Below are 23,032 nucleotides of genomic sequence, written 5' to 3' on the forward strand. Positions count from 1 at the left end.
GCCGGTGCCCCGGGCCGTCGCGCCTTGTACTGTTTCGGCGTGCTCATGGGGCGAGACCGCGAGATGGACCGCGTCGCCCGGCTGCTCGACGGCGTGCGCGCCGGCCGCAGCGGGACGCTGGTCCTCCAGGGAGAGGCGGGGATCGGCAAGACCGCGCTCCTCGGCCGGATCGCGTCCGGTGCCGGGGACATGCGGCTCGTCCGCGGCGCGGGCATCGAGTCCGAGACCGAGCTGGCGTTCAGCGGCCTGCACCTGATGCTGCACGCGCACATCGACCGGTTCGACGCGCTGCCGGCGCGGCAGGCCGCGGCGCTGCGGTCGGCGTTCGGCCTCGGCGACGGGCCCGCCGGCGACCGCTTCCTGATCGGCGCGGCCACCCTCACCCTGCTGTCCGAGCTGGCCGCCGAGCGCCCGCTGGTGTGCCTCGTCGACGACGCGCAGTGGCTCGACACCGCCTCGCTGGACGCGCTGCTGTTCGCCGCCCGCCGCCTCGGCGCCGACCCGGTCGCGATGGTCTTCGCGGTCCGGGACGGCGCCCGCCCCTTCCCCGGCCACGGCCTCGACGTCGTCCGGCTGGCGGGGCTGGACCGCGCCGCCGCCGAGCAGCTCGTGGCCGCGCACGCGCCGGCGCTGACCGTCCCGGTGCGGGAGCGGCTGCTGGACGAGGCGGCCGGCAACCCGCTCGCCCTCATCGAGCTGGCGAACGCGCTCCAGTCCCGCCCGGCCCGGAACGCCGGGCCGCTGCCGGTCGGCGGCCGGGTCCAGGAGACCTTCCGCCGCCGGCTGGCCGAGTTGCCGGACGCCACCCGCCGGCTGCTGCTGGTGGTCGCCGCCGACGCCACCGCCGACCTCGGCGTCGTGCTGCGCGCCGGGGAGGCGCTCGCCCTCACGCCGGCCGACCTCGGTCCCGCCGAGGAGGCCGGGCTCGTCGTCCTCGACGGTGACGAGGTGCGGTTCCGGCACCCGCTCATCCGCGCCGTCACCTACCAGGACGCCCCCCACCACCGGCGGATCGAGGTGCACGGCGTCCTGGCCGCGACGCTCGCCGGCGACGGGCACGCCGACCGCCGCGCCTGGCACCTGGCGGCCGCCGCCACCGGCCCGGACGAGGACGTCGCGGCCGAGCTGGAGCGGGTCGCGCACCGCGCCGGCCGCCGCGGCGGGTCGGCCGCCGTCGCCGCCGCCTACGAGCGCGCGGCGCGGCTCAGCACCGCGGCCGAGAGCAAGGCCCGCCGGCTGGTCCAGGCGGCGCGGGCCGCCTACGACGCGGGCCGCCCCGACCAGGCCACCCGCCTCGCCGGCGAGGCCGAGCACCACACCGCGGACGCCGGGATCGTCGCCGAGGCCACCTTCGTCCGCGCCCAGGTCGCCTACGAGCGCACCTCGCCGGCCGCGGACGCGGCACTGGCGCTGCGGGGCGCCGGGCTGATCGCCACGAGCGACCCCGAGCGGGCGGTGTCGATGCTGACCGAGGCCGTCTGGTGCGCCCGGGACGCCGGCGCGCACGACCTGGTGCGGCAGAGCGTCGACCTGCTCCGCGAGATCGGCCTTCCGGCGGGGTCGGCGAAGGCGCCGGTCGCCGCGGGCCTGATCGCCTACGGGCGGCTGGCCGGCGGCGCGGCGGGCGCGCCCGGCACGGTCCCCGCGATGCGCGCCCTGTTCGAGGCGGCGCGGGACGGCCTCGTCGAGGACGTCGTCGACAACATCATCGGCGGCTTCATGGGGCTGCTCGTGGCCGCCGACCGTCCCGCGACCGAGCTGCTGGAGCGGCTGGCGGCGCAGGCCAGAGCCGAGGGCGCGCTCGGCTTGCTGCCCTACATCCTGGAGCCCCTCGCGATCGGCCGGCTGCTGCTCGGCGACCTGCGCGGCGCGGACTCGGCCGCGCAGGAGGGCCTGTCGCTGGCCGCCGACATCGGCATGGACATACAGGTCACCGCGCTCCGGTGCATCGCGGTGCGGCTGGAGCCGGACCCGGAGCGGTCGCGCGCCATGGCGGCCGGCCTCCGCAAGCACGCCGATGTGCACCCGACCAACACGGCGCTGGCATCGTGGGGCCTCGGCCTCCTGGACCTCGCCGGCGGGCGCGCCGAGGCCGCCCTGGAGCGGCTGGACGAGGTGTGCTCCGGCCCCGCGCGGCACGACGTGCTGATCCGCGCCGTGCCGGACCACGCCGAGGCCGCGGTGCGGGCCGGGCGCCCGGACCTCGCCCGGACCCACCTCCCCGCGTTCGAGGCGTGGGCGGCGGCCGCCTCGTGCACCGCCCTGCTGTCGCGCTGCCGCGCCCTCCTCGCGGACGGGGACGCGGCCGAGGAGCACTACCGCGCCGCGCTGGACCTGCACGGCGACCACGCCTACGACGCGGCCAGGACCCGGCTCCTCTACGGCGAGTGGCTGCGCCGGCGGCGGCGCCGCACCGAGGCCGGGACCGAGCTCGCCGCGGCCCGGGACGCGTTCGCCCGGCTCGGCGCGCCCGGCTGGGCCGAGCGGGCCCGCGCCGAGCTGGAGGTCCTCGGCGACCGCCCGGCGGCCCGCGCCGGGGACGCCGACCCGCTGAAACGGCTGACCCCGCAGGAGCTCCAGGTCGTCCGGCTCGCCGCGGCCGGGCTCAGCAACCGCGAGATCGGCGCGCAGCTCTTCCTGAGCCCGCGCACCGTCGGGCACCACCTCTACAAGGCGTACCCGAAGATCGGTGTGACCCGCCGCGTGGAACTCGCCCGCCTCATATCGGACACATGACCTACCCTCTCCGTCCCGTCCCGTCCCGCGCCCGCAACTGAGCCGCCTCGCGGCCCTGATCCGCGCTCTGACCTGCATCGTCGAAGGCCCGTACCCCGACCGATGCGGGCCGTCCGGCCGGGCGCCTAGCGTCGGTTCCGATCGAGCGGGCCGCACCGGACGGGCGGCCCCGGACGGACGGAGAACGGCATGCTTCTGGAGAACAAGACCGCGATCGTCTTCGGCGGCGGCGGACAGATCGGCGGCGCCATGGCACGCGGCTTCGCCGCCGAGGGCGCGCGGGTGTTCCTCGCCGGCCGCACCCCGGCCACGCTCGACGCCGTCGCCGGTGACATCCGGGGCGCGGGCGGCCTCGCCGAGACGGCCCGCGTCGACGCCCTGGACCGGGACGCGGTGAACGGCTGGGTCGACTCCGTCGCGGAGACCTCGGGTAGCGTCGACATCGTGGTCAACGTCATATCGCACGACGCCCTGTTCGGACCCATGATCGAGGCGGAGCCCGCGGACTTCGCCCGCTCGCTGGAGAAGGTCGCCCTGTCGTTCCTGCTGACGACCCAGGCCGCCGCGCGCCACATGGTCAAGCAGGGCTCCGGCGTGGTCCTGCACTTCGGCGGCTCCGACAGCGGCAACCGCATGGCCGGCCTCGGGAACGTGCAGGTCGGCAACGACATGGTGGAGGCGATGCGCCGCCAGTGGGCGTGCGAGCTCGGGCCGCACTCGATCCGCGTCCTGTCGATGCGCACGGGCGGCATCCCCGAGACCATCCCGGACATGCCGGAGACTGAGCCGGTCAAGCAGCAGATGGTGGACGCCACCCTCACCAAGCGCGCCGCGACGCTCACCGACGTCGGCCGCGTCGCCGCGTTCCTGGCCTCCGACCACGCCGCCAGCCTGACCTCGACGCAGGTCAACATCTCCGCCGGGGCGATGGTCGACTGACCCGGTGGTCGGCTGACAGGGCTGGTGGACGTGGGGCCGGCGTCAGCAGATCCGGGGCAGCGGATCCCCGACGAGCACGTCGACGATGCGGGTGCCGCCGAAGGCGGTCTTCATCAGGACGAGCCCGGGCGGGTCGTCCCGGACATGGCCGATGAGGGCGGCCTCCGCGCCGAGGGGGTGGGCGCGCAGCGCCGCCAGCGCCGCGTCCGCGTGCTCGGGCGCGACCACGGCCACCGCCCGGCCCTCGCACGCCACGTACAGCGGGTCGATGCCGAGCAGCTCGCAGGCGCCGCGCACGGCGGGCCGGACGGGGATCGCGTCCTCGTCCACCGCCACGGCCAGCCCCGCGTCCGACGCCAGCTCGTTGAGGACGGTCGCCACGCCGCCCCGGGTGGCGTCCCGCATCCGGCGGACGCCGCCGGGGCACGCGTCGGCCAGCCCGGCGAGCAGGCAGTTCAGCGGCGCGGTGTCCGAGCTCAGGTCGGCCTCGATGTCGAGCTCGCCGCGGGCCAGCATGATCGTGACGCCGTGCTCGCCGATCGGCCCGGTCACCAGCACGGCGTCGCCGGGCCTGAGCTCGCCGGACGGCGCGGCGCGCACGACGCCCACCCCGGCGGTGGTGACGTAGCAGCCGTCGGCCTTCCCGCGCTCGACGACCTTGGTGTCGCCGGCGACGATGTCGACGCCCGCGGCGTCGGCCGCGGCCCGCATCGACGCGGTGACGCGGCGCAGGTCGGCGACCGGGAAGCCCTCTTCGAGGATGAACCCGGCCGACAGGTGCAGCGGGCGGGCCCCGGAGACGGCCAGGTCGTTGACGGTCCCGTTGACGGCGAGGTCGCCGATGTCGCCGCCGGGGAAGAACAGCGGGGACACCACGTAGGAGTCGGTGGTGAAGGCGAGGTCGGCGCCGTTCAGCGTGAACCGGGCCGAGTCGTCCATCCGGTCCAGCAGCGGGTTGCCGAACGCCTCGCGGAACACGGCGTCGACCAGCGTGCGGGTGGCCTTGCCGCCCGCGCCGTGCGCGAGCGTGACGGCGTCCTCGCGGAGCCTGGCCTTGCGCCCGCGCGCCCGGTCGATGCGTTCGAGGACCTCCTCTTCGCGGATGGTCATCGGGTGGCCTCCTTGACGCGCTCGCGGGTGAAACGGCCGAAGTTGTAGTAGGCGGCGCACGCCCCCTCGGACGAGACCATGCAGGTGCCGATCGGCGTCTCCGGGGTGCACGCGGTCCCGAAGACCTTGCACTCCCACGGTTTCAGGACGCCCTTGAGCACCTCCCCGCACTGGCACGCCTTGGGGTCCGCGACCCGTCCGCCCGGGATGTCGAAGACGCGCTCGGCGTCGAAGGCCGCGTACTCCTCCCTCAGCCGGAGCGCGGAGTTGGAGATGAAGCCGAGGCCGCGCCACTCGAAGTACGGCCGAAGCTCCATGGTGCGGGCGATGGCGTCCAGCGCCCTTGGGTTGCCGTCCCACGGGACGACCCGGCCGTACTGGTTCTCGACCTCCGCCCGGCCCGACGCGAGCTGGGCCAGCAGCATGTGCACCGACTGGAGCAGGTCCAGCGGCTCGAACCCCGCGACCACCAGCGGCTTGCCGTGGTCGCCGGGGATGAACGAGTACGGGCCGCAGCCGATCACGGTGGACACGTGGCCGGGGCCGAGGAAGCCGTCCAGCCGCAGGTCCGGCGAGTCGAGGATGGCCTTGATCGCCGGGAGGATCGTGACGTGGTTGCAGAACACCGAGAAGTTCTCCACCCCGGCCGCCGCCGCCCGCAGCACCGTCATCGCGGTGGACGGCGCGGTCGTCTCGAACCCGATCCCCATGAACACCACGCGCCGGGACGGGTTCCGCTCGGCGATCTTCAAGGCGTCGAGCGGCGAGTACACCATCCGGATGTCCGCGCCGGCGGCCTTGGCGTCCAGGAACGAGCCGCTCCCGCCCGGCACCCGCATCATGTCGCCGAACGACGTCATGATCACGTCCGGCCGGGAGGCGATGTGGATCGCGTCGTCCACCCGCCCCATCGGGATCACGCACACGGGGCAGCCCGGCCCGTGCACCAGCGAGACGCTCTCGGGCAGGTAGTCCTCGATGCCGTGCTTGTAGATGGTGTGCGTGTGGCCTCCGCACACCTCCATGAACTTGTAGTGCCGGCCCGGCTCGCACAGCGCGGCGATCGACGCCGCGAGCGCCCGCGCCTTCTCCGCGTCCCGGTACTCGTCGACGAAGCGCATCAGCCGATCCCCGATTCCCGCAGTGCGTCGATCTCCTCGTCGTAGGCCGCGCCGATGCCCTCCAGCATCCGGAGCGTGGCCTTCGCCTCCGCCTCGTCGATCCGCGACATGGCGAACCCCACGTGGATGAGGACCCAGTCGCCGGCGGCGAGCCGCTCCCCGTCGAGCAGGGCGATGTTCACGGCCCGCCGCACGCCGGTGACGTCCACCGTCGCCAGCGGGCGGTCCGGCATGATCTCCACGATCTCGCCCGGTATCGCCAGGCACATCAGACGGCCTCCCGTGTGAGTTCCCGCTGCGTCAGCTCCCACAGCGCGTGGTAGATCGTCGTCTGCGCCTCCTGGATCCGGTGGACCGAGGACGACGGGACGACGAACAGGTGGTGCAGGCCCGGCAGCTCCGCCATCTGCCCGCCGGTGTATCCGGCGAGGCCGGCCGTCACCATCCCCCGCCGCGCCGCCTCCCGCAGCGCGGCGATCAGGTTGTCGGAGTTGCCGCTGGTGGACAGCGCCAGCGCGATGTCGCCCGGACGCCCGAACGCGGCGAGCTGCCGGGCGAACACCACCTCGAACCCGACGTCGTTGGACAGCGCGGTGACGACCGCGACGTCCGTCGTGAGCGCCAGCGCGGGCAGCGGGCGCGCGGCCCCGCCCGGGCCGGGGGACGCCGCCCCGCCCGGGCCGGGGGACGCCGCCCCGCCCGGGTTGAGGAACAGCGCGGCGACGTCCTGCGCGTCCGTCGAGCTGCCGCCGTTGCCGAACGTGAAGAGCCGGCCGCCGGAGCGGAACGCGTCCGCCATCCGCGCGGCGCAGGCGGCGAGGTCCGCGCCGTACTCCTCCAGCACGGCCTCGCGCAGCCGGACGATGTCGCGCACCTTCTCCACCGTGGAGCGGCGGACGTCCTCCATGAGGGTGTCCACCCCCGAGCCGCCCGCGTAGAGGAACGGATAGAGCATGTCGGTCATGTCATGACCCCGATCGCCTCCTTGGCGTGGACGAGCACGGTGTCGCCCGGCCTCGCGTCCACGAGCGCGACGCTGACCCGTTCGAGCCGCCCGCCCCCGGTGTCGACGTCCGCGAGGCCGTCGCCGAGGAGCCGCACGACCACGACGGGGACCGCCTCGTCCGAGCAGGTCACGCAGTGGCCGCCGGTGCACTCCGTCACGCGACCACCTCCTCCGCGAGCACGCCCGGCTGCTCCAGGAACACGTGCACCAGCTCCCAGAGCAGGTGGTACGCCGTGACGTGCACCTCCTTGACGACCAGCGGGTCCGCGGACCGCACGGTCACCAGATGGTCGGCCGCCCCGGCGAGCGCCCCGCCGTCGCCGCCCGCGAGCGCGACCGTGAGCATGCCGAGGTCCCGCCCGCTCCGCAGGCCGCGCAGGACGTTGCCGCAGCGGCCGTCCGGCGAGATCCCGAACGCGATGTCGTGCGGGCCGCCGAAGCAGCGCACCTGGTGCGCGAACACGTCGTCGAACCCGGCGCCGGCGCAGACGCCGGTGAGGGTCGCGACGTCGCCGGTGAGCGACAGCGCGGGCAGCGCCCGCTTCCCGACGATCACCGGGTGGACGAACTCGACCGCCACGTGCTGCGCGTCCGTCGCGGCGGCGCCGTTGCCGAACGTGAACAGGCGCCCGCCGCGGTGGAACCGCACCGCCATCGCGTGGCAGGCGGCGGCGATCGCACCGGCCTCCCCGGCGAGGGCGGCGGCCGGTTCCGCGCGCCGCCGGAACACCTCGGCCGCGGCGCCGGTCACCGGTCACCACCCCCCGGTGGCGGCGGGATGTCCCGCACCCCGTGCCGGCGCAGCGACATCTCCACGGCGAGGTCCCAGTGGTCCGACAGCTCGCGCGACATCGCGTACGCGTCGTCGCACATCGCCGCCGCGACCGCCGCGGTCTCGAGGTCCCCCGCCCGCTCGGCGACCCGCCGCAGCATCTCGCCCGCCGCGATCTGCAGGTGGACGGCGACGTAGGCGTCCCGCATGTGCCGGCCGGCGCGGTCGCGCCGGCTGCGTCCGAGCCCGGCCTCGACCACGGCCGCGAACAGCATCCCCGCGTCCTTGATGATCGACGGCGCCGCGCCGTGCGCGCGCAGCCGCGCCTCGATCTCCCGCGTGTGCGCCCGCGACCGATCCGCGTACCGCCCGAGCGGGCGGCAGATGCGGGGCTCGTCCGCCGCGGCGGTCAGCAGCTCGCTCAGCGCGGCCCCGACGTGCTCCTGCAACGCGTGCGCGTCCTTCAGGTAGCCGACGAGCTGCCGCTCGATCGTCGTCATCAGCGTCCGCTCGGGCACCCCGATCACATGGACTCGGACTTGAGGTACCGGCGCAGCGCCGGCACCTCCTTCACGAGCACCGTCAGCGCCCCCGCCGCGACCAGCACGGCCATCAGCCGGAGCATGCCCGGCCCGATGTGGATTCCCTTCCTCATGTCCCTGCTCCCCCCTGAGCGAGTTCCTCTTCCAGCAGCCGCCCGACCAGCCGGACGGCCTCCTCGACCGCCGCACCGACCGGCGCGCTGAGCTCCATCTCCCATGTCGCCTCCGTGGTCCGCGCCGACGGCTCGCACGCCACCAGCAGCACCCGCGGCGGGACGGCCCCGTTCTCCCCGGCCAGCTTCAGCACCCGGGCCGGGTCGAGGCCGTGCGCGTCGACGGCGGTGCCGAAACCGTCGGCGCCGTCGCGGTCCGGCTCGACGAGCGACACGGTTCCGGGCGCGTGGCCGCGCTCCGCCGCGTCGACCAGCACCACCGTCCGGTACCCGTCCCCCAGCGCGTACATCAGGTCGAGGCCGCGGATGCCGAAGTCGACGACGTCCACGCCCGGCGGCGTCCCCCGTGCCATCAGCCGCCGGACGACCTCCACGCCGAACCCGTCGTCGCCGTGGAACACGTTCCCGATCCCCGCGACGAGCACCTGCCGCGCCGGCGCCTCCCCCGGCAGCGGCTCCACCTCGTCCGGCCGGACGAAGAAGCGGTGCCCGAGCTGGTCGCGGGCGCCGAGGTCGCGCCCCGGGTCGCCGTCCACCGCCACGACCAGGTGCAGGCCGCCCTCCATGTCCTCCTCGACCCGCTCGACGGTGGCGGCGCGCCCGACGAGGGCCAGGTCGAAGATGTCCGCGCCGCCGCGGGGCCGCAGCCGGACCCGGCTCCCGGGCGCCGGCTCCGTGCCGCCCGCGCTCGCCCGCCCGCTCACCACACGTCCCTCCGCGGGTCGCGCAGCGTGCCGTGCAGGGCGAGCAGCTCGCCCGCGGACAGCACGCCGCACCGTTCCAGGATCTCCCGCGCCTTCGGGTCCGTCGCCGCCATCTCCCGCTGCTCCTCCTCGGTCAGGCTGAGCACGCTGAGGATCAGCAGCCGGTCGATCTCCGTCCCGTCGAACAGGTCGCCGGGACTCTCCGCCGCCACCTGCGGCCAGTCGTACAGGACGATCGGCGCCGCGAGGACGGTGTCGTAGGTGCCGGGCCTCCCGGCGAGCACCGGCCACAGCCCGTCCTTGCCGCACTCCGCCACCGCCCCGGCCAGTTCCTCCGGCGGATCGGTCGGCGAGACGAACGAGCCTCCGGTGGTGTGCGCGACGACGTGCGCGCACAGCATCCCGGACCGGACGGCCTCCGCGCGCTCCCCGGCGTCCGCGGCGTTGACGAGCTCGACCCGCACCCGCACGGCGCCGTCCCCCGCGGGCACGGCCGACACGTCCGCCCACCCGTCCACGCGGCCCCAGGACCGCTTGAACCGCACGTCCCCCTCGATCCGCTCGTCCTCGGCACCCGCGGGGATGGCGACCGGCAGCCGCACGGCGCCGTCCAGGAGGCGGCCGACCGGGACCCGGCCGGTCGTGAGCTCCCGCTCGCGGGCCTCCTGCCAGGTGGTGAACGTCTCGTCGCCGAAGCGGACCCGCTCGACCGGGGTGTCGCCGTCCATGACCTGGCGGTGCACCTCCTGGAGGAACCGCAGCGTCACCTCGATGCCGGCACCCGGCGCGGTCTCCAGGACGAACTCGGCGTGCACCGTCCAGCGGTCGTCCTCCCGCTCGGCGTACGGCCGCGGGTAGACGCCGCCGATCGTCCACCGCCGCTGGTTCTTCAGGGCCGACTGCCGGTAGGGCCACAGCAGGTAGCCCTCGTAGAGGACCGCGTCCGCGATCGACCTCACGCGGTCCACTCTTCCTCCTCCTCGTCGCGCAGCCTCTCGGCCCGGCGGAGCAGCTCGTCGACCGTGTCGTCGAACGAGGAGTGCGCGCGCCGCGCCCGGTAGGCCGACAGCCGGGCGAAGCAGTCGTCGTCCAGGCGGAGCCAGCGCGCGGTGCCGTAGTAGCGGCGCATCAGGTCGCGCCACGCCTGGACGGGCAGCACGCCCGTGGCCTCGTGGTGCCACGGGATCTGCCCGGTGCGCAGCGCGCCGTCCTCCCCCGGATAGAAGACGGTGCCGTTGAAGGTGAGGTCGAGCGGCACGTCGCCGCCGCCGAGCGCGTGCAGGTACCGGTCGGCCGCGACCTGCATGTCGTGCCCGCACGGCACCGCCAGCGTCACCTCCGTCCCGCCGCGGAACGACGGCACCGTCGCGCCGACGCGCGCCCACGTCAGGCCGTGCAGCGACCGGTCCCACATGTCCGGCGCGCCGAACACGCCCGCCAGCCGCTCGCGCTCGCCGTCGTCGTAGCCGCGGCGCGCCGCCGCGATCGTCACCGTCGTGGTGAGCAGGACGCACTGCACGGGACCGCCGTCCAGCCGCCGCAGCCCGACCCGCAGGTTCAGCGTCGGCGTCGCCGCGAACGTCTCCGCCTCCACCCCCAGCAGATCGAGCCCCAGTTCCGGCGTCACCCCGCGCGCCCCGTGCACGGAACCGGCCTCCGACGTACTCATGCCCGTCTCCTGCGGGGGGCCGACCCCCCGCACCCCCCGGTTCGCTTCGCTCATGCCCGTCTCTTGCGGGGGGTCGACCCCCCGCACCCCCCGGTTCGCTTCGCTCATGCTGGTGACAAATTCGGCATCGAGTCGAGGATCGGCCCGTGGGCCGACGGGTTGATCCCGGTGGACCGCGCCGCCGTGGACGTGCCGTCGGGCAGGTGACCGACCTGCCTGTCGTAGTTCCCGACGTTGTTGCCCTCGTGGACGCCGCGCGTGTGCGCCGGCGCGTCGGGCTTCACGTCGCGCTTGCCGACCTTGATCATCTTTCTCCCCTCATCTCCTCGAAGAACCTGCCGATGCGGTCCCACACCGCGTCGCCGCCGGCGAAGCCCGTCCAGTGCTCGCGCAGGAGCGCGGTGAGCCGGTAGCAGTCGTCGACCGGAAGGATCCAGTGCTCGGACGCGCCCTTCGCCCGGTTCACGACCAGCGCCTCCACGTCCGGGCGCAGCTCCGCCAGGACGGGGTTGGCCTCGGCCAGCCGCCGCCAGCTGTCGGCGTGGACGGACGCGTGCAGCGCCCCGGCCGGGCTCGGGTAGCGGGCGGTCACCTCGCCCGTCCGGGCCACGGAGAAGAACGCAAGGTCGACGGGGACGCCGAGGCCCGCCCACAGGGGGCCGTCCATGACGAAGCCCCGCAGCTCGCGCCGTCCGGCCGGGACGAGCCGGTAGTGCCGCCCGCCCGCCGCCTGGCCGTCGAACAGGACGGCGCAGGCCCTGCACGCGCACAGCAGCTCATCCTTCTCCAGGTCGAGCACGTGCCGGTGCGCGCCGTGCAGGGGCTCGGCGCACAGCTCGCACGCCTCCGCGTCCTCGGCCGCGGGCGGCGGGGCCGACATCGGGGAGGCGGCCAGCGCCGCCAGCCGTGGCGTGGACAGCCCGGACGTCATGCCCGGCTCCGCACCTGGTCGAGTGTGATCAGGACGGGCTCCGGCGCGGGCGCCTCCATCTCGACCCGCACGAACTCCGGCGCCGCGGCGAGGACGGCCCGCTCCACGGCCTCCAGCACCGGGCGGGGCGCGGCGGCCCGGCCCTCGGTCGCGACCTTCAGCCGCAGCGTCTCCCCCTCGATCCCGGAGAACTCCACGGAGGTGCGGTGCTTGCCGAGGAACGCGTCCATCGCGCCGAGCGCCCGTCCCACCCGCGTCTCCGGCGACTCGGGGTGCAGGCCGTGCGTGAGCAGCAGGTGGCCGACCAGCTCGTCCCCGGTGAGCACGGAGATGTCCGGGGTGCGCCGGACGACCCGGTCCAGGGCCTCCCCGTACAGCTCCACCAGCGCCTGGACGACCGGCGCCGCCGCCGGGTCCAGCCGTCCGAGCAGCCCTTCGAGGTGCCGGACGTGCTCCCGGACGCGCTCGTCGTCCCAGGCCATCAGTGCTGCCCGTCCTGCGCGCCGAACATCGGCGAGTGCCGCTTCTCGATCGTCCTGCCGCCGCCGACGTACATGTGCACGCCGCACGGCAGGCACGGGTCGAAGCTGCGGACGGTCCGCATGATGTCGATGCCCTTGAAGTCGTCCGGCCCGTTCTCCTCGAAGATCGGCTGGTCCTGGACGGCGTCCTCGTACGGGCCGGGCGTGCCGTAGGAGTCGCGCGGGCTGGCGTTCCACGGCGTCGGCGGGTACGGGTGGTAGTTCGCGATCTTGTGGTCGCGGATGACGAGGTGGTGGGACAGCACGCCCCGGACGGCCTCGTGGAACCCGCAGCCGATCGCCTCCTCGGGGACGTCGAAGTCGGTGAACACCTTCGTCCGGCCCGCCCGCACCTCGTCCAGGGCCTTCTCGGCGAAGAACAGCGCCATCCCGGCCGCGTAGGCGATGAAGTAGGCGCGGGCCCGGTCGCGCTCGATCGTGTTGGCGTACTGCGGCGGCCTCCACTCCAGGTTGACCTCCGGCATGCCGGGCGTCTTCGGCAGGTCGATCTGGACGCTGTGCCCGGTCGACCGGACGTACGGCGTGTCCACCTCCCCGGCCAGCGCGGTCGCCCACAGCCGCGCGAGCGGCCCTCCGCCGGTGTCGAGCGCGAGATGGTCGCCGGTCTCCGGATGCTTCCACCGCGGGCTCATCACCCAGCTGTACTTGCCGCCGTCCAGGTCGCGCTTCTGCGGGTTCGGCAGCGTCGTCTGGTTCCACGGGTGCCGCTGGTCGATGGGGTTGCCGAGCGGGTCCTGCTTGACGAACGTCTCGTCGTTGATCCAGTCGTCGTAGTAGGAGCTGCCCAGCAGGATCCGCATGCCGAGATTGATGTCGACGAGGTCGGTGGTGAGGAGCTGCCCGTCCACGACGATCCCGGGCGTGACGTAGGCGGCGCGCCCCCACTCGGACATGTGCCGGTAGTCGTAGTCGCAGACGTCGGGGTTCTGGAACGCGCCCCAGCAGCCGAGCAGCGTCCGCCGCCGCCCGACCTGGTCGTAGCCGGGCAGGGCCTCCAGGAAGAAGTCGAAGATGTCGTCGTTCATCGCGACGGCGCGCTTGACGAAGTCGAGGCAGCGCGTCAGCCGGACGAGGTAGTCGGTGAACACCTGCGGCGTCGCGACCGTCCCCACACCGCCCGGGTACAGGGTGGACGGGTGGACGTGCCGCCCCTCCATCAGGCAGATCATCTCGCGGGTGATGCGGCTGAGCTGGAGGGCCTCCTTGTAGACCGAGCCCTCGAACGGGTTGAACGCCGCCATGATGTCCGCGATCGTCCGGAAGCCGTGGACGGAGCCGCGCGGCGCGTCGGTGTTCTTCGCCGTCGCCAGCAGGCTCGGGTTCGTCTCGGCGACCATCCGCTCGCAGAAGTCGACGAACACCAGGTTGTCCTGGAAGATCGTGTGGTCGAACATGTACTCGGCGGCCTCGCCGAGGTTGATGATCCAGTCGGCGAGCGGCGGCGGTTTGATCCCGTACGCCATGTTCTGTGCGTAGACGGAGCAGGTCGCATGGTTGTCGCCGCAGATGCCGCAGATCCGGCTGGTGATGAAGTGCGCGTCCCGCGGGTCCTTGCCCTTCATGAACACGCTGTAGCCGCGGAAGATCGACGAGGTGCTCTTGCACTCCGCCACCTGCCGGTTCGCAAAATCGATCTTCGTGTAGATGCCGAGGTTGCCGACGATCCGGGTGATCGGGTCGAACGCCACCTCGACGAGGCCGCCCTGCGTGGCCTGCCGGCCGCTCCTGGCCTCGGTGCCCTGTTTCATCGCACGGCGCCTTTCAGTTGTGCGGCCAGCGGGGCTGGTAGCCGCTGGTCAGCCTGTCTCGGTTGTGGCGCCACTTCGGTTCCCGGTTGGCGCTCCTGTTCGTGATCGACCGCAGCGTCCGGATGAACGGCCCGTACGTGCGCAGCAGGGTGGACGAGAGGCTCGCGCCGGGCGGCTCGTCCATGAACGGCATGAACTTGTCGGGGAAGCCGGGCATCGTGCAGCCGATGCAGATCCCCCCGACGTTCGGGCAGCCGCCGACGCCGTCCATCCAGCCGCGCTTGGTGACGTTGCAGTTCACCACCGGCCCCCAGCAGCCGATCTTCACCTGGCACTTGGGCGAGTTGTAGTCGCGGGCGAAGTCGGCCTGCTCGTAGTAGGCGGCGCGGTCGCAGCCCTCGTGGACCGTCTTGCCGAACAGCCAGGTCGGGCGGAGTTGCTCGTCCAGCGGGATGACGGGCGCCTGCCCGGCCGCCTGGTGCAGCACCCAGAGCAGCGTCTCCATGAAGTTGTCCGGCTGGACGGGGCAGCCCGGCACGTTCACGATCGGCATCCCGCCCGCGGACCGGAAGTCCCAGCCGAGGTAGTCGGCGAGGCCCATGCACCCGGTCGGGTTGCCGGCCATCGCGTGGATGCCGCCGTAGGTCGCGCACGTCCCCACCGCGACGACCGCCCACGCCTTCGGCGCGAGCCGGTCGATCCAGGTGTTCAGCGTGATCGGCTCGCCGGTCTCGGGGTCGTTGCCCATCGACGTCCAGTAGCCGTCCCCGTTGATGTTCTCGTTCGGGACGGAGCCCTCGACGACGAGGACGAAGGGCTCCAGCTCCCCCTGCGCGGCCCGGTGGAAGGCCTCCATGAAGTCGTCACCGGTCTCGTAGGCGAGCACCTTGTTGTGCAGGTGGACCTTCGGCAGGCCCGGTATCGCGCCGAGGACGACGTCCTCGATGCTCGGCAGCGAGGCCGCCGTCACCGAGATGGTGTCCCCGTCACAGCTCATTCCCTCGGAGGTCCACAGAATGTGGATCTCCTCCGTCAGTGGTCGCTCCGGAGCTACGCCCGCCATGGCTTCCCTCCCCCGAGATCATCGCCATTGCCGCCCTGCCCGCCGGGAACGGCGCGAAACACCGCCCGGAAAGCCCCCCTCCCGAGTTTCTTCATTCCGTAAAAAAGCCGTTTGAGCCGGGGTGATCGGGGCAGCAGACCAGCGTCGGAGCAGCGGAAACCGGGCGGGAGGACGCGTGCACGAATTGGCCGTCACGGAGAGCGTCATAGCGGCGATTTCAGCGCAATTGCCCGATTCGCGAGTGGTGGTGGTCCACCTCGACATAGGGAGACTTTCCGGAGTCATGCCGGACGCGGTGCGATTCTGCTTCGAACTCGCCGGCGAGGGGACGTGCGTCGAGGGCGCCCGGCTCGACATCACCGAGACCGACGGGGAGGGCGAGTGCGCGGCCTGCGGGGCGTCCTTCCCCGCCCGGGACGCGTTCGCCGTCTGCCCGTGCGGCAGCGCCGACGTCACCGTCAGCGGCGGCGCCGACCTCTCGATCCGGGCCGTGGAGGTCGCCGCCGATGTGTGAGACCTGCGGCTGCGACGGCGAGGACGCCCCGCGCATCACCCTGGACCACGGCCGCACCGTGACCCTGGAGCAGAAGGTCCTGGCCCGCAACGACGACCTGGCCGGCCTGAACCGGACCTGGTTCGCCGAGCGCGGCATCGTCGCGCTCAACGTGATGAGCTCCCCCGGCTCGGGCAAGACGACGCTGCTGGAGCGCACCGTCGCCGACCTCGGCCCGGAGCGCCCGATCTCGGTGATCGAGGGCGACCAGGAGACGCTGCTCGACGCGCGGCGGCTCACCGCGGCCGGGGCCCGGACCGTCCAGGTCAACACCGGCGCCGGCTGCCACCTCGACGCCGCGATGGTGGCCGGCGCGCTCACCGCGCTGGCGCCGCCGGACGGCTCCACCGTCTTCATCGAGAACGTCGGCAACCTCGTCTGCCCCGCGCTGTTCGACCTCGGCGAGCGGGCCCGCGTGGTGCTGATGTCCGTCACCGAGGGCGCCGACAAGCCGCTGAAGTACCCGCACATGTTCCGCGGCGCCGACGTCCTGCTGGTCAACAAGGTGGACCTGCTCCCCCACGTCGACTTCGACATCGACGCCTGCACCACCGCGGCCCGCCGCCTCTGCCCCGGCCTGGAGGTCCTTCCCGTCTCGGCGACGCGCGGCGACGGACTCAAAACCTGGTACGACTGGCTCACCGACGCCTGATCCCGGGACCACCGGTGTCGCCGCCCGGCCACGACCACCGACACACCGCCGGGATGGTGATCGTGACCAGCCGGCACGGCCGTGTCCCGGATTGGGGCGCCTGGTGCCGTGCGCACAACGTCGGGATGCTCACCCCCGCCGAGGGGGCGCAGGTCCTGCTGGACGGGACGGGCCCCAGGGCGGGGTCCCGCGCCGATGCCGAGTCGCTCTCCCGACGGCTCGGCGGGCTGCCGCTGGCGCTGCGCCTGGCCGGAAGCTATCTCGCCCAGTCCCAGCAGACGCCGCGGATCTTCGCCGATCCGGAGCGCGCCCGGACGTTCGCCGAGTACCGCGCCGCCGTCGACGTCGATCCGCCGGAGACGGGCTTCCCCTCCCAGCAGGTCCAGGTGTCCGATCGTGAGCCGCCCTCTCGGACACCGGACTCCTGGATCTGGATGCGTCCGGCCATGAGGAGGACATGCCCGTTCTGCGCCTGCATCCGCTCGTCCGGGACGTGAGCCGTCCACGAGAGCAAGAGGACCGCCATCTCGCCACAGCGGCGAAGCTGCTGGTGGGTGCGACGCAACCATCCGCTATGCGATCGCCCGAATGGCGGCGGCACAGGGGAGGTACGACGAGGCGGAAAAGGCCTACCGCGAGGTCCACGTCGTGGAGGAGGAGGTCCTCGGGCACGACCATCCCGACACGCTGACCACATGCCACTGGGTGGCCCGCATGGTCCTTGCCCAAGGTCGTCACGATGCCGCCGAGCGCCTTTTCCGCCAGGTTCTCGCCACACGGGAGAACGTTCTGGGCGTGGACCATCCCAACACCCTGGAAACGCTCAACGGGGATGAACAGCGGGCTTGACCTGGAGTGCGCTCCAGTTTCTAGCGTTCCTGGCGTTCGCTAACGAGGGAGCACGCCAGGATGCAGTACCGCAAGCTCGGCCGGACCGGCGTCGAGGTCAGCACCCAGTGCCTCGGCGCGATGATGTTCGGCGCCGTCGGCAACCCCGACCACGACGACTCCGTGCGCATCGTCCACAAGGCGCTGGACGCCGGGATCAACTTCATCGACACCGCCGACATGTACTCCGCCGGGGAGAGCGAGGAGATCGTCGGCAAGGCCCTCAAGGGCCGCCGCGACGACGTCGTCCTCGCGAGCAAGTTCTTCTTCCCGCTGGGCGAGGAGCGCAACAGCCGCGGCGGGTCGCGCCGCTACATCGTCCGGGCCGTGGAGGACAGCCTCCGCCGCCTCGGCACCGACCGCATCGACCTGTACCAGATGCACCGCCGCGACTGGGACACCGATCTTGAGGAGACGCTCGACGCGCTGACCGACCTCGTCCGGCAGGGCAAGATCCTCTACGCCGGGTCGTCGACCTTCCCGGCCGACTGGATCGTCGAGGCGCAGTGGGCCGCCGAGCGCCGGGGCGGCGTCCGGTTCGTCTGCGAGCAGCCGCAGTACTCGATCTTCGCCCGGTCGATCGAGGAGGCCGTGCTGCCCGCCGCGCAGCGGCACGGCATGGGCGTGATCCCGTGGAGCCCGCTCGCCGGGGGCTGGCTGACCGGCAAGTACCGGCGCGGGCAGGAGGCCCCGGCGGGCGCCCGGTTCACGCCCACCGACGGCACGCCGCCCGCCTGGCGGGACCGCACCGTCGACGTCGACCCGAGCACCCCCGTCCGCTACGACGCCGTCGAGCGCCTGGAGAAGATCGCCGAGAACGCCGGGCTGTCGCTGACCCGCATGGCGCTGGCCTTCGTCGGCGAGCACCCGGCGATCACCTCGACCATCATCGGCCCGAAGACCATGGACCAGCTGGACGACCTCCTCGCCGCCGCCGACGTCCGCCTCGACGCCGCCACCCTCGACGCCATCGACGAGGTCGTCCCGCCGGGCACCGACATCGCCCGCATCCGCCACATGACCGGCAACCCGTCCCTGGACCCCGGACACCGGCGGCGCCCCTGAGACGCCCCGGCCGCTGAGCCCCCGGCCCCTACTTCTTGATCAGGGGGTCGCGGGGGAGGCCGAGGATGCGCTCGGCGATCTGGTTGCGGGTGATCTCCGAGGTGCCGCCGGCGATGGACAGGCCGCGGGAGCCGAGGCGCACGAGAGAGGCGAACCGGCCGAGGCCGTCGGTGAAGGCGGCCTGCGGGCCGGCGAGCTCGGCGAGGAGGTCGGCGGTGGCGTGGCCGTGCTCGGCGAGCACGAGCTTGGTGATGTTGCCCTCGGGGCCGGGCTCGCCGCCCGCGACGGCGCGTTCGGCGGAGCGGAGGTTGAGCAGGCGCAGGGCCTGCTCCTCGGCCGCGTAGGCGCCGACGCGCTCGGCGCCGCCGGGGACGCGGTCGCCGTGCTCGGCGTAGAGGGAGACGACGTCCGGGCCCGGCCGGCCCCCGGCGCCGCCGCCGATGCTGACGCGCTCGTTGCCGAGGGTGGCGCGGGCGACCGTCCAGCCCTGGTCGGGGGTGCCGACCACGTCGGCGTCGGGGACGAAGACGTCGGAGAAGAACACCTCGTTGAACTCCGAGTCCCCGGTCGTCTGCCGCAGCGGCCGGACCTCCACGCCGGGGTGCTTCATGTCGATCACGACCATGGTGACACCGGAGTGCTTCGGCGCGTCCGGGTCGGTGCGGACGGTGGCGAAGCCCCAGCGGCAGTAGTGCGCGCCGCTCGTCCAGACCTTCTGGCCGTTCACGATCCAGCCGCCGTCCACCTTCTCGGCGCGGGTCTTGACGGCGGCGGCGTCCGAGCCGGCCTCCGGCTCGCTGAACAGCTGGCACCAGATCTCGTCGCCGTTCAGCGCGGGACGCACGAAGCGGTCGATCTGGTCCTGGGTGCCGTGCTGGACGAGGGTGAGGATCACCCAGCCGGTGATGCCGAGCTGGGGCCGCTTGACGCCGGCGGCGCGGAACTCGTCCTCGATGACGAGCTGGAGCCCGGCGCTCGCCTCCACGCCCCAGGGGCGCGGCCAGTGCGGCTGGACGTACCCGGTCTCGATGAGCCGGGCCCGCTGCTCGGCGGCCGGCAGCGCGGCGATCTCCCGGGCCAGCGCGCGGATCCTCGGACGCTCCGCCTCGGCCTCGGGCGGCAGGTCCAGGCTCGTCTCGCGGACGACCCCGGCGGTCCGCAGCCGGGTGACGTCGCGCTCGGCCGCGTGCGGGTCGAGGACGGCCTCCAGCGCCGCGGCCCGGCGCAGCAGCAGGTGGGCGTCGTGCTCCCAGGTGAAGCCGACGCCGCCGTGCACCTGGATGTTGAGGCCCGCGTTGGAGGTGAACGCGGGGAGGGCGAGCGCCGCCGCGACGGCCGCCGCGAGCTCGAACTGGTCCGCCGGCCCGGAGGCGGCCCGCGCCGCGTCCCAGACGGCCGCCGTGCCCAGCTCGGCGGCGACGAGCATGTTCGCGCAGTGGTGCTTGACGGCCTGGAACGCCGCGATCGGGCGGCCGAACTGCTCCCGCACCTTGGCGTACGCGGTGGCGGTGTCGACGCATTCGAGCGCGCCGCCGACGGCCTCGGCGGACGCCAGCGTCCGGGCGATGGCCGTGGCGTGGGCACGGGCGCCGGAGAGCACCTCCGCCTCGGCGCCGTCGAGCCGCACGCGGGCCGAGCGGCGGGACGGGTCGAGGTTCCCGGGCACCTTGACGGCGACGCCGGGGGCGTCCGCACGCACGATCACCAGGTCGTCGCCCGCCGGGAGGAGGAGCAGTCCGGCGAGCCCGCCGCCGAGCACGACGCCGGCGTCCCCGGTGGCGGTGCCGCCGGTGACCGTCAGCGCGCCGCCCAGGCCGAGGGCGGCCGGGGTGTCGCCGGAGGCGAGGCCGGGCAGGAGCCGCGCCCGCTGCTCCTCGCTTCCGGACGCGGCGATCGCGGCGGACGCCGCCATCGTCGGCAGCATCGGGCCCGGCGCGGCGGCGCGGCCCAGCTCCTCGGCGACCACGACCAGCTCCGGGAGCCCGGCACCGCCGCCGCCGTGCTCCTCGGGAAGGTGCAGGCCGAGCAGCCCGAGCGCGGCGAACTCCGTCCAGAACTCCGGCAGCGTCTCCTTGTCCGCTTCCAGCAGCGCGCGGTTCGCGGCGCGCGCGTCGTGGTCGCGCAGGAACGAGCGTGCCGTCCTGGCCAGTTCCCGGTGTTCGTCGCTGATGGCGATCGCCATGGCCCCTCCAAGCGTCGTGCGTCGGACACCAGAATGTCATTCGGTTTCTGTCCGGCGCTAGGGGGTCACCGGCCCGCCCCCCGGCCCCGCGGGCGGGCGCCGGCCGAGGAAGGCGACCAGCCGGTCGCCCGGCCCGGCCCGCGGCCCCGGGTCCACGGGCCCCGCGAACAGGGGGCCGCGCACCTCCGGCACCACCAGCGGGCCGATCTTCAGCAGCTCGTCCGCCAGCCCCGGCGGGATGGGACGCCCCTCCCCCGCGGCCTGGGAGATGTCCCACCCGTGCACGGCCACTTCCAGCGCGCCCGTCACCACCATCAGCCCGCCGGCCAGCCGCCGGTCACCGATCGCGACCGTTCCCCGCGCGGCGGACGCCTTCAGCACCCGCACGGCTTGCACGCGCAGGGCGGACACAGGGTCGTCCACGGGCGCCCTCTGCGACGGCACCGTCTCGACATGCCCGCGGCTCATCCCTTCATGGAGCGCCTCAAGCGAGTCACGGACGTGCAGTAGCAACATGTGGAGGTCCCAGTGCTCACAGGGCGTCGGCCGGGTGAGCATCTGCGGCGTGACCGCCTGGACGGCCGTCAGCGCGAAGCCGACAGCCCGTTCCAGCAGCCCGCCGTGCAACGCGGTCTGCGCCGTACACGTCCGCTCGCGCATGCGACCTCCATTCGAGGATGACGGTCCTTGTTTTATGGACCGTCGCCTCTATGGACCGTCGCCGCACGCCGAAATCATCGGCGCTGTAGGGTCTGGCGGCGTCGGGCCGGCCGGTGTCAGGCGGTGGCCTCCACCTCCTGGCGGGTGAGGACGGGGTCCGGGGCGGTCGGCGCGGTGGAGGCGACCGGTTCCGACACCCCCTTCGCCACACGGGCCTCGGCCTGGCGGAACTCGGGCAGCGGCCCGGTCGCGTCATGGAGTGCGTTGAGGACGAACCACAGCGTCGTCCGGCGGAGCCGCAGCGTCACCGGATTGGGCGGCCGGTAGAGGACGAGCTTCTGGGCCCACTCCGGGAGCATGTCGCGCGCCGCCCAGTCCATGAAGGGGCTGCCGGGCTCCCACGGCTTGACCTTGCTGTCCCGCAGGTTGGGCCCGGTCGCGAAGGCCTTGATCGGCGTCACCGCCAGCCGCGGCAGGTAGGACTCCAGGCACTCGGCGACCTCGGCCTTGGTGGCGGGCAGGCCGGTCCCGCCCAGGGCCTCGCCGACGCGGACGAACTCGCGGTAGTAGCGCTCCAGGTCGTCCCCCTTGAGCGGGCGGCGGTGGTAGCGCTCGTGCGCGGTGGCGAGGCCCCAGACGACGGTGGCGTAGTTCCAGCGGAGCCATTCGGGGTCGTCGGCGTCGTAGGCGAGCCCGTCCGGGCGGGTGCCCTTGACGGTGTGGTGCATGGCGCGGACGGTGCGGGCCAGCCGCTCGGCGGTCGCGGTGGAGCCGTAGGCCGTCCCGATGAAGAACGACAGCGAGTGCCCGAGCCGGACCGCGGCCCCCTCCGGGTCGATGTTGCCGGTGGGGACGCCGTCGACGCGCTCGGGGATGCGCGAGTGGTCGTAGGCCATCCAGCTGATGCTCGGGTCGAGGCCCTCGATGTAGGCGGCGCCGACCAGGCCGAGCATCAGGGTCGGCAGATGCGCGTGGACGTACCAGACCGCGCTGTCCGGCCCGAACCAGCCCGGGTCGCCGTCCGGGCCGGCGAAGTCCAGCCCCTTGAAGAACCTGGAGCGGATCTCGCTGTCGAAGGCGCGCTCGAACCGTGCCGCGATGACGTTGCTCTTCGGTGCCATGCCGTGCTCTCCCGGCCCATTCTGGTGACAAGTGTATCCAGAGTAAGTGTCTGGGTACATGCGTGTCCAGGCTTGCTAGGGTGTGCGCCATGGCGAGCGCGCGCACGGCCACGTCCACCCGGTGGGCCGGGGTGCCCGCCGACCGCCGCCGCGACGAGCGGCGCGCCATGCTCGTCCGGGCCGCGTTCCGGCTGTTCGGCGAGGAGGGCGAGGCGGCGCTGACCGTCCGGGCGGTGTGCCGGGAGGCCGAGCTGCACACCCGCTACTTCTACGAGAACTTCGCCGATACCGGCGACCTGCTGGCGGCCGTCTACGACCGGGAGGCCACCGCCCTCGGCGAGGCCCTGGCCCGCGCCCTGGACGAGGCGGGCCCGCGGCCGGACGTGCGCACCCGCGCCGGCATCCGCAGCGTGCTGCGGTTCATCAGCGACGACCCGCGCAGGGGACGCGTCCTGTTCGCCGAGGCCCGCGGCAACGAGGTGCTCGCCGAACGGCGCCGGGCCGCGCAGACCGCGCTGCTCGACGGCGTGCTCGCGATGAGCAGCGCCGAGAACCCGGGACTCCCCGCCGTCATCGCCGCCACCATGTTCACCGGCGCGATGACCGAACTGGCCCAGCAGTGGGCGGACGGCCGGCTGGGCGACGACCTGGACGCGGTCGTCGAGCACGCCGTCGAGCTGTCCCTGGCGCTCCACGCGACCGCCGCGCGCCGGATTCCGCCCTGCTGAGCCCGGGTGGGCGGGGCGCCCGGTTTTTCATCCGACCAACTTGCGCAGGCCTCTAGCTTCCCGAATCAAGTTCTAGTATCCAGGAGTCATCACGCCGACCGGCGGTCCGTTCGTCGACCCCGGCGGT

27 protein-coding genes are annotated in these 23,032 nt (G+C 73.7%); 8 read left to right on the plus strand and 19 right to left on the minus strand.

Annotated features, from left to right (window positions below; genetic code table 11):
* Nucleotides 1-45 precede the first annotated feature (45 nt).
* The gene (locus ABGB11_RS22840) at nucleotides 46-2,736 is read left to right on the plus strand and encodes an AAA family ATPase (protein WP_347635994.1); all 2,691 of its coding nucleotides are present in this window, start codon (nucleotides 46-48) and stop codon (nucleotides 2,734-2,736) included.
* Nucleotides 2,737-2,925: 189 nt separating this feature from the next.
* Nucleotides 2,926-3,675, plus strand: a complete 750-nt coding sequence (locus tag ABGB11_RS22845; RefSeq protein WP_347635893.1) for an SDR family oxidoreductase — start codon at nucleotides 2,926-2,928, stop codon at nucleotides 3,673-3,675.
* Between the two features lie 42 nt (nucleotides 3,676-3,717).
* On the opposite strand, the gene hypE is transcribed toward ABGB11_RS22845, so the two are convergent.
* The 16 genes from hypE to ABGB11_RS22925 all read right to left on the minus strand — a co-directional run bounded on the left by hypE (nucleotide 3,718) and on the right by ABGB11_RS22925 (nucleotide 14,990).
* On the minus strand, nucleotides 3,718-4,785 hold the full coding sequence (gene hypE / locus ABGB11_RS22850) for a hydrogenase expression/formation protein HypE (RefSeq protein WP_347635895.1): 1,068 nt from the start codon (nucleotides 4,783-4,785) through the stop codon (nucleotides 3,718-3,720).
* A complete protein-coding gene (hypD, locus tag ABGB11_RS22855; RefSeq protein ID WP_347635896.1) occupies nucleotides 4,782-5,906 on the minus strand; it encodes a hydrogenase formation protein HypD in 1,125 nt (374 codons plus the stop codon). Before hypD ends, hypE begins: the two co-directional genes overlap by 4 nt.
* Nucleotides 5,906-6,175, minus strand: coding sequence for a HypC/HybG/HupF family hydrogenase formation chaperone (locus ABGB11_RS22860; protein WP_347635897.1), 270 nt, complete (start codon nucleotides 6,173-6,175; stop codon nucleotides 5,906-5,908). Before ABGB11_RS22860 ends, hypD begins: the two co-directional genes overlap by 1 nt.
* A complete protein-coding gene (locus tag ABGB11_RS22865) occupies nucleotides 6,175-6,870 on the minus strand; it encodes an SIS domain-containing protein (protein WP_347635899.1) in 696 nt (231 codons plus the stop codon). Before ABGB11_RS22865 ends, ABGB11_RS22860 begins: the two co-directional genes overlap by 1 nt.
* On the minus strand, nucleotides 6,867-7,070 hold the full coding sequence (locus ABGB11_RS22870; RefSeq protein WP_347635900.1) for a HypC/HybG/HupF family hydrogenase formation chaperone: 204 nt from the start codon (nucleotides 7,068-7,070) through the stop codon (nucleotides 6,867-6,869). The genes ABGB11_RS22865 and ABGB11_RS22870 overlap by 4 nt, the downstream gene beginning before the upstream one ends.
* Entirely contained in the window at nucleotides 7,067-7,663 is a 597-nt protein-coding gene (locus tag ABGB11_RS22875) for an SIS domain-containing protein (protein ID WP_347635901.1), read from the minus strand. The genes ABGB11_RS22870 and ABGB11_RS22875 overlap by 4 nt, the downstream gene beginning before the upstream one ends.
* Nucleotides 7,660-8,202, minus strand: a complete 543-nt coding sequence (locus ABGB11_RS22880; RefSeq protein ID WP_347635903.1) for a DUF892 family protein — start codon at nucleotides 8,200-8,202, stop codon at nucleotides 7,660-7,662. Before ABGB11_RS22880 ends, ABGB11_RS22875 begins: the two co-directional genes overlap by 4 nt.
* Before the next feature lie 5 nt (nucleotides 8,203-8,207).
* Nucleotides 8,208-8,339, minus strand: coding sequence for a hypothetical protein (locus ABGB11_RS22885; protein WP_347635904.1), 132 nt, complete (start codon nucleotides 8,337-8,339; stop codon nucleotides 8,208-8,210).
* Nucleotides 8,336-9,103, minus strand: a complete 768-nt coding sequence (locus ABGB11_RS22890) for a hydrogenase maturation protease (RefSeq protein ID WP_347635905.1) — start codon at nucleotides 9,101-9,103, stop codon at nucleotides 8,336-8,338. The genes ABGB11_RS22885 and ABGB11_RS22890 overlap by 4 nt, the downstream gene beginning before the upstream one ends.
* Nucleotides 9,100-10,071 carry a hypothetical protein gene (locus tag ABGB11_RS22895; RefSeq protein ID WP_347635907.1) on the minus strand — a complete coding sequence of 324 codons (972 nt, stop codon included), beginning with the start codon at nucleotides 10,069-10,071 and terminating at the stop codon, nucleotides 9,100-9,102. The genes ABGB11_RS22890 and ABGB11_RS22895 overlap by 4 nt, the downstream gene beginning before the upstream one ends.
* Complete coding sequence (locus tag ABGB11_RS22900; protein ID WP_347635908.1) at nucleotides 10,059-10,772, minus strand: DUF6084 family protein; 714 nt, start codon at nucleotides 10,770-10,772, stop codon at nucleotides 10,059-10,061. The genes ABGB11_RS22895 and ABGB11_RS22900 overlap by 13 nt, the downstream gene beginning before the upstream one ends.
* A 104-nt stretch (nucleotides 10,773-10,876) precedes the next feature.
* A complete protein-coding gene (locus ABGB11_RS22905) occupies nucleotides 10,877-11,080 on the minus strand; it encodes a hypothetical protein (RefSeq protein ID WP_347635909.1) in 204 nt (67 codons plus the stop codon).
* On the minus strand, nucleotides 11,077-11,703 hold the full coding sequence (locus ABGB11_RS22910; protein WP_347635911.1) for a DUF5947 family protein: 627 nt from the start codon (nucleotides 11,701-11,703) through the stop codon (nucleotides 11,077-11,079). The genes ABGB11_RS22905 and ABGB11_RS22910 overlap by 4 nt, the downstream gene beginning before the upstream one ends.
* Entirely contained in the window at nucleotides 11,700-12,185 is a 486-nt protein-coding gene (locus tag ABGB11_RS22915; RefSeq protein WP_347635912.1) for a hypothetical protein, read from the minus strand. Before ABGB11_RS22915 ends, ABGB11_RS22910 begins: the two co-directional genes overlap by 4 nt.
* Nucleotides 12,185-13,993 (minus strand): nickel-dependent hydrogenase large subunit, encoded by a 1,809-nt coding sequence (locus ABGB11_RS22920; protein WP_347635913.1) that lies wholly within the window; start codon nucleotides 13,991-13,993, stop codon nucleotides 12,185-12,187. Before ABGB11_RS22920 ends, ABGB11_RS22915 begins: the two co-directional genes overlap by 1 nt.
* A gap of 13 nt (nucleotides 13,994-14,006) precedes the next feature.
* A complete protein-coding gene (locus ABGB11_RS22925; RefSeq protein WP_347635915.1) occupies nucleotides 14,007-14,990 on the minus strand; it encodes a hydrogenase expression protein HypE in 984 nt (327 codons plus the stop codon).
* A 241-nt stretch (nucleotides 14,991-15,231) separates the two neighbouring features.
* Here ABGB11_RS22925 and ABGB11_RS22930 point away from each other — a divergent pair, with 241 nt between their 5' ends.
* The 5 genes from ABGB11_RS22930 (at nucleotide 15,232) to ABGB11_RS22950 (ending at nucleotide 18,214) form a co-directional block, all read left to right on the plus strand.
* A complete protein-coding gene (locus ABGB11_RS22930; protein WP_347635916.1) occupies nucleotides 15,232-15,570 on the plus strand; it encodes a hydrogenase maturation nickel metallochaperone HypA in 339 nt (112 codons plus the stop codon).
* Nucleotides 15,563-16,261, plus strand: coding sequence for a hydrogenase nickel incorporation protein HypB (gene hypB / locus ABGB11_RS22935; RefSeq protein ID WP_347635917.1), 699 nt, complete (start codon nucleotides 15,563-15,565; stop codon nucleotides 16,259-16,261). The genes ABGB11_RS22930 and hypB overlap by 8 nt, the downstream gene beginning before the upstream one ends.
* Nucleotides 16,262-16,314: 53 nt before the next feature.
* Nucleotides 16,315-16,758 (plus strand): hypothetical protein, encoded by a 444-nt coding sequence (locus tag ABGB11_RS22940; RefSeq protein ID WP_347635919.1) that lies wholly within the window; start codon nucleotides 16,315-16,317, stop codon nucleotides 16,756-16,758.
* Between the two features lie 70 nt (nucleotides 16,759-16,828).
* Nucleotides 16,829-17,110, plus strand: coding sequence for a tetratricopeptide repeat protein (locus tag ABGB11_RS22945; RefSeq protein ID WP_347635996.1), 282 nt, complete (start codon nucleotides 16,829-16,831; stop codon nucleotides 17,108-17,110).
* A 60-nt stretch (nucleotides 17,111-17,170) separates the two neighbouring features.
* The gene (locus ABGB11_RS22950) at nucleotides 17,171-18,214 is read left to right on the plus strand and encodes an aldo/keto reductase (RefSeq protein WP_347635920.1); all 1,044 of its coding nucleotides are present in this window, start codon (nucleotides 17,171-17,173) and stop codon (nucleotides 18,212-18,214) included.
* Between the two features lie 28 nt (nucleotides 18,215-18,242).
* On the opposite strand, the gene ABGB11_RS22955 is transcribed toward ABGB11_RS22950, so the two are convergent.
* From ABGB11_RS22955 to ABGB11_RS22965, 3 genes are all read right to left on the minus strand, one after another.
* Nucleotides 18,243-20,396, minus strand: a complete 2,154-nt coding sequence (locus ABGB11_RS22955) for an acyl-CoA dehydrogenase (RefSeq protein ID WP_347635921.1) — start codon at nucleotides 20,394-20,396, stop codon at nucleotides 18,243-18,245.
* Between the two features lie 57 nt (nucleotides 20,397-20,453).
* Nucleotides 20,454-21,056, minus strand: a complete 603-nt coding sequence (locus ABGB11_RS22960; RefSeq protein ID WP_347635923.1) for a TIGR03086 family metal-binding protein — start codon at nucleotides 21,054-21,056, stop codon at nucleotides 20,454-20,456.
* Nucleotides 21,057-21,172: 116 nt separating this feature from the next.
* On the minus strand, nucleotides 21,173-22,177 hold the full coding sequence (locus ABGB11_RS22965; RefSeq protein ID WP_347635924.1) for an oxygenase MpaB family protein: 1,005 nt from the start codon (nucleotides 22,175-22,177) through the stop codon (nucleotides 21,173-21,175).
* Between the two features lie 89 nt (nucleotides 22,178-22,266).
* On the opposite strand from ABGB11_RS22965, the gene ABGB11_RS22970 reads away from it, so the two are divergent.
* The gene (locus ABGB11_RS22970) at nucleotides 22,267-22,905 is read left to right on the plus strand and encodes a TetR/AcrR family transcriptional regulator (RefSeq protein ID WP_347635926.1); all 639 of its coding nucleotides are present in this window, start codon (nucleotides 22,267-22,269) and stop codon (nucleotides 22,903-22,905) included.
* Nucleotides 22,906-23,032: the final 127 nt, after the last annotated feature.

It is taken from the genome of Actinomadura sp. B10D3, from assembly GCF_039871695.1.
Taxonomy (GTDB): domain Bacteria; phylum Actinomycetota; class Actinomycetes; order Streptosporangiales; family Streptosporangiaceae; genus Spirillospora; species Spirillospora madurae.

Coding starts and splice junctions, on each gene's coding strand:
- ABGB11_RS22840 (WP_347635994.1), top strand. CDS start 46: ATGGGGCGAGACCGCGAGATGGACCGCGTCGCCCGGCTGCTCGACGGC.
- ABGB11_RS22845 (WP_347635893.1), top strand. CDS start 2,926: ATGCTTCTGGAGAACAAGACCGCGATCGTCTTCGGCGGCGGCGGACAG.
- hypE (WP_347635895.1), bottom strand. CDS start 4,785: ATGACCATCCGCGAAGAGGAGGTCCTCGAACGCATCGACCGGGCGCGC.
- hypD (WP_347635896.1), bottom strand. CDS start 5,906: ATGCGCTTCGTCGACGAGTACCGGGACGCGGAGAAGGCGCGGGCGCTC.
- ABGB11_RS22860 (WP_347635897.1), bottom strand. CDS start 6,175: ATGTGCCTGGCGATACCGGGCGAGATCGTGGAGATCATGCCGGACCGC.
- ABGB11_RS22865 (WP_347635899.1), bottom strand. CDS start 6,870: ATGACCGACATGCTCTATCCGTTCCTCTACGCGGGCGGCTCGGGGGTG.
- ABGB11_RS22885 (WP_347635904.1), bottom strand. CDS start 8,339: ATGAGGAAGGGAATCCACATCGGGCCGGGCATGCTCCGGCTGATGGCC.
- ABGB11_RS22900 (WP_347635908.1), bottom strand. CDS start 10,772: ATGAGTACGTCGGAGGCCGGTTCCGTGCACGGGGCGCGCGGGGTGACG.
- ABGB11_RS22905 (WP_347635909.1), bottom strand. CDS start 11,080: ATGATCAAGGTCGGCAAGCGCGACGTGAAGCCCGACGCGCCGGCGCAC.
- ABGB11_RS22910 (WP_347635911.1), bottom strand. CDS start 11,703: ATGACGTCCGGGCTGTCCACGCCACGGCTGGCGGCGCTGGCCGCCTCC.
- ABGB11_RS22915 (WP_347635912.1), bottom strand. CDS start 12,185: ATGGCCTGGGACGACGAGCGCGTCCGGGAGCACGTCCGGCACCTCGAA.
- ABGB11_RS22920 (WP_347635913.1), bottom strand. CDS start 13,993: ATGAAACAGGGCACCGAGGCCAGGAGCGGCCGGCAGGCCACGCAGGGC.
- ABGB11_RS22925 (WP_347635915.1), bottom strand. CDS start 14,990: ATGAGCTGTGACGGGGACACCATCTCGGTGACGGCGGCCTCGCTGCCG.
- hypB (WP_347635917.1), top strand. CDS start 15,563: ATGTGTGAGACCTGCGGCTGCGACGGCGAGGACGCCCCGCGCATCACC.
- ABGB11_RS22940 (WP_347635919.1), top strand. CDS start 16,315: ATGGTGATCGTGACCAGCCGGCACGGCCGTGTCCCGGATTGGGGCGCC.
- ABGB11_RS22950 (WP_347635920.1), top strand. CDS start 17,171: ATGCAGTACCGCAAGCTCGGCCGGACCGGCGTCGAGGTCAGCACCCAG.
- ABGB11_RS22955 (WP_347635921.1), bottom strand. CDS start 20,396: ATGGCGATCGCCATCAGCGACGAACACCGGGAACTGGCCAGGACGGCA.
- ABGB11_RS22960 (WP_347635923.1), bottom strand. CDS start 21,056: ATGCGCGAGCGGACGTGTACGGCGCAGACCGCGTTGCACGGCGGGCTG.
- ABGB11_RS22965 (WP_347635924.1), bottom strand. CDS start 22,177: ATGGCACCGAAGAGCAACGTCATCGCGGCACGGTTCGAGCGCGCCTTC.
- ABGB11_RS22970 (WP_347635926.1), top strand. CDS start 22,267: ATGGCGAGCGCGCGCACGGCCACGTCCACCCGGTGGGCCGGGGTGCCC.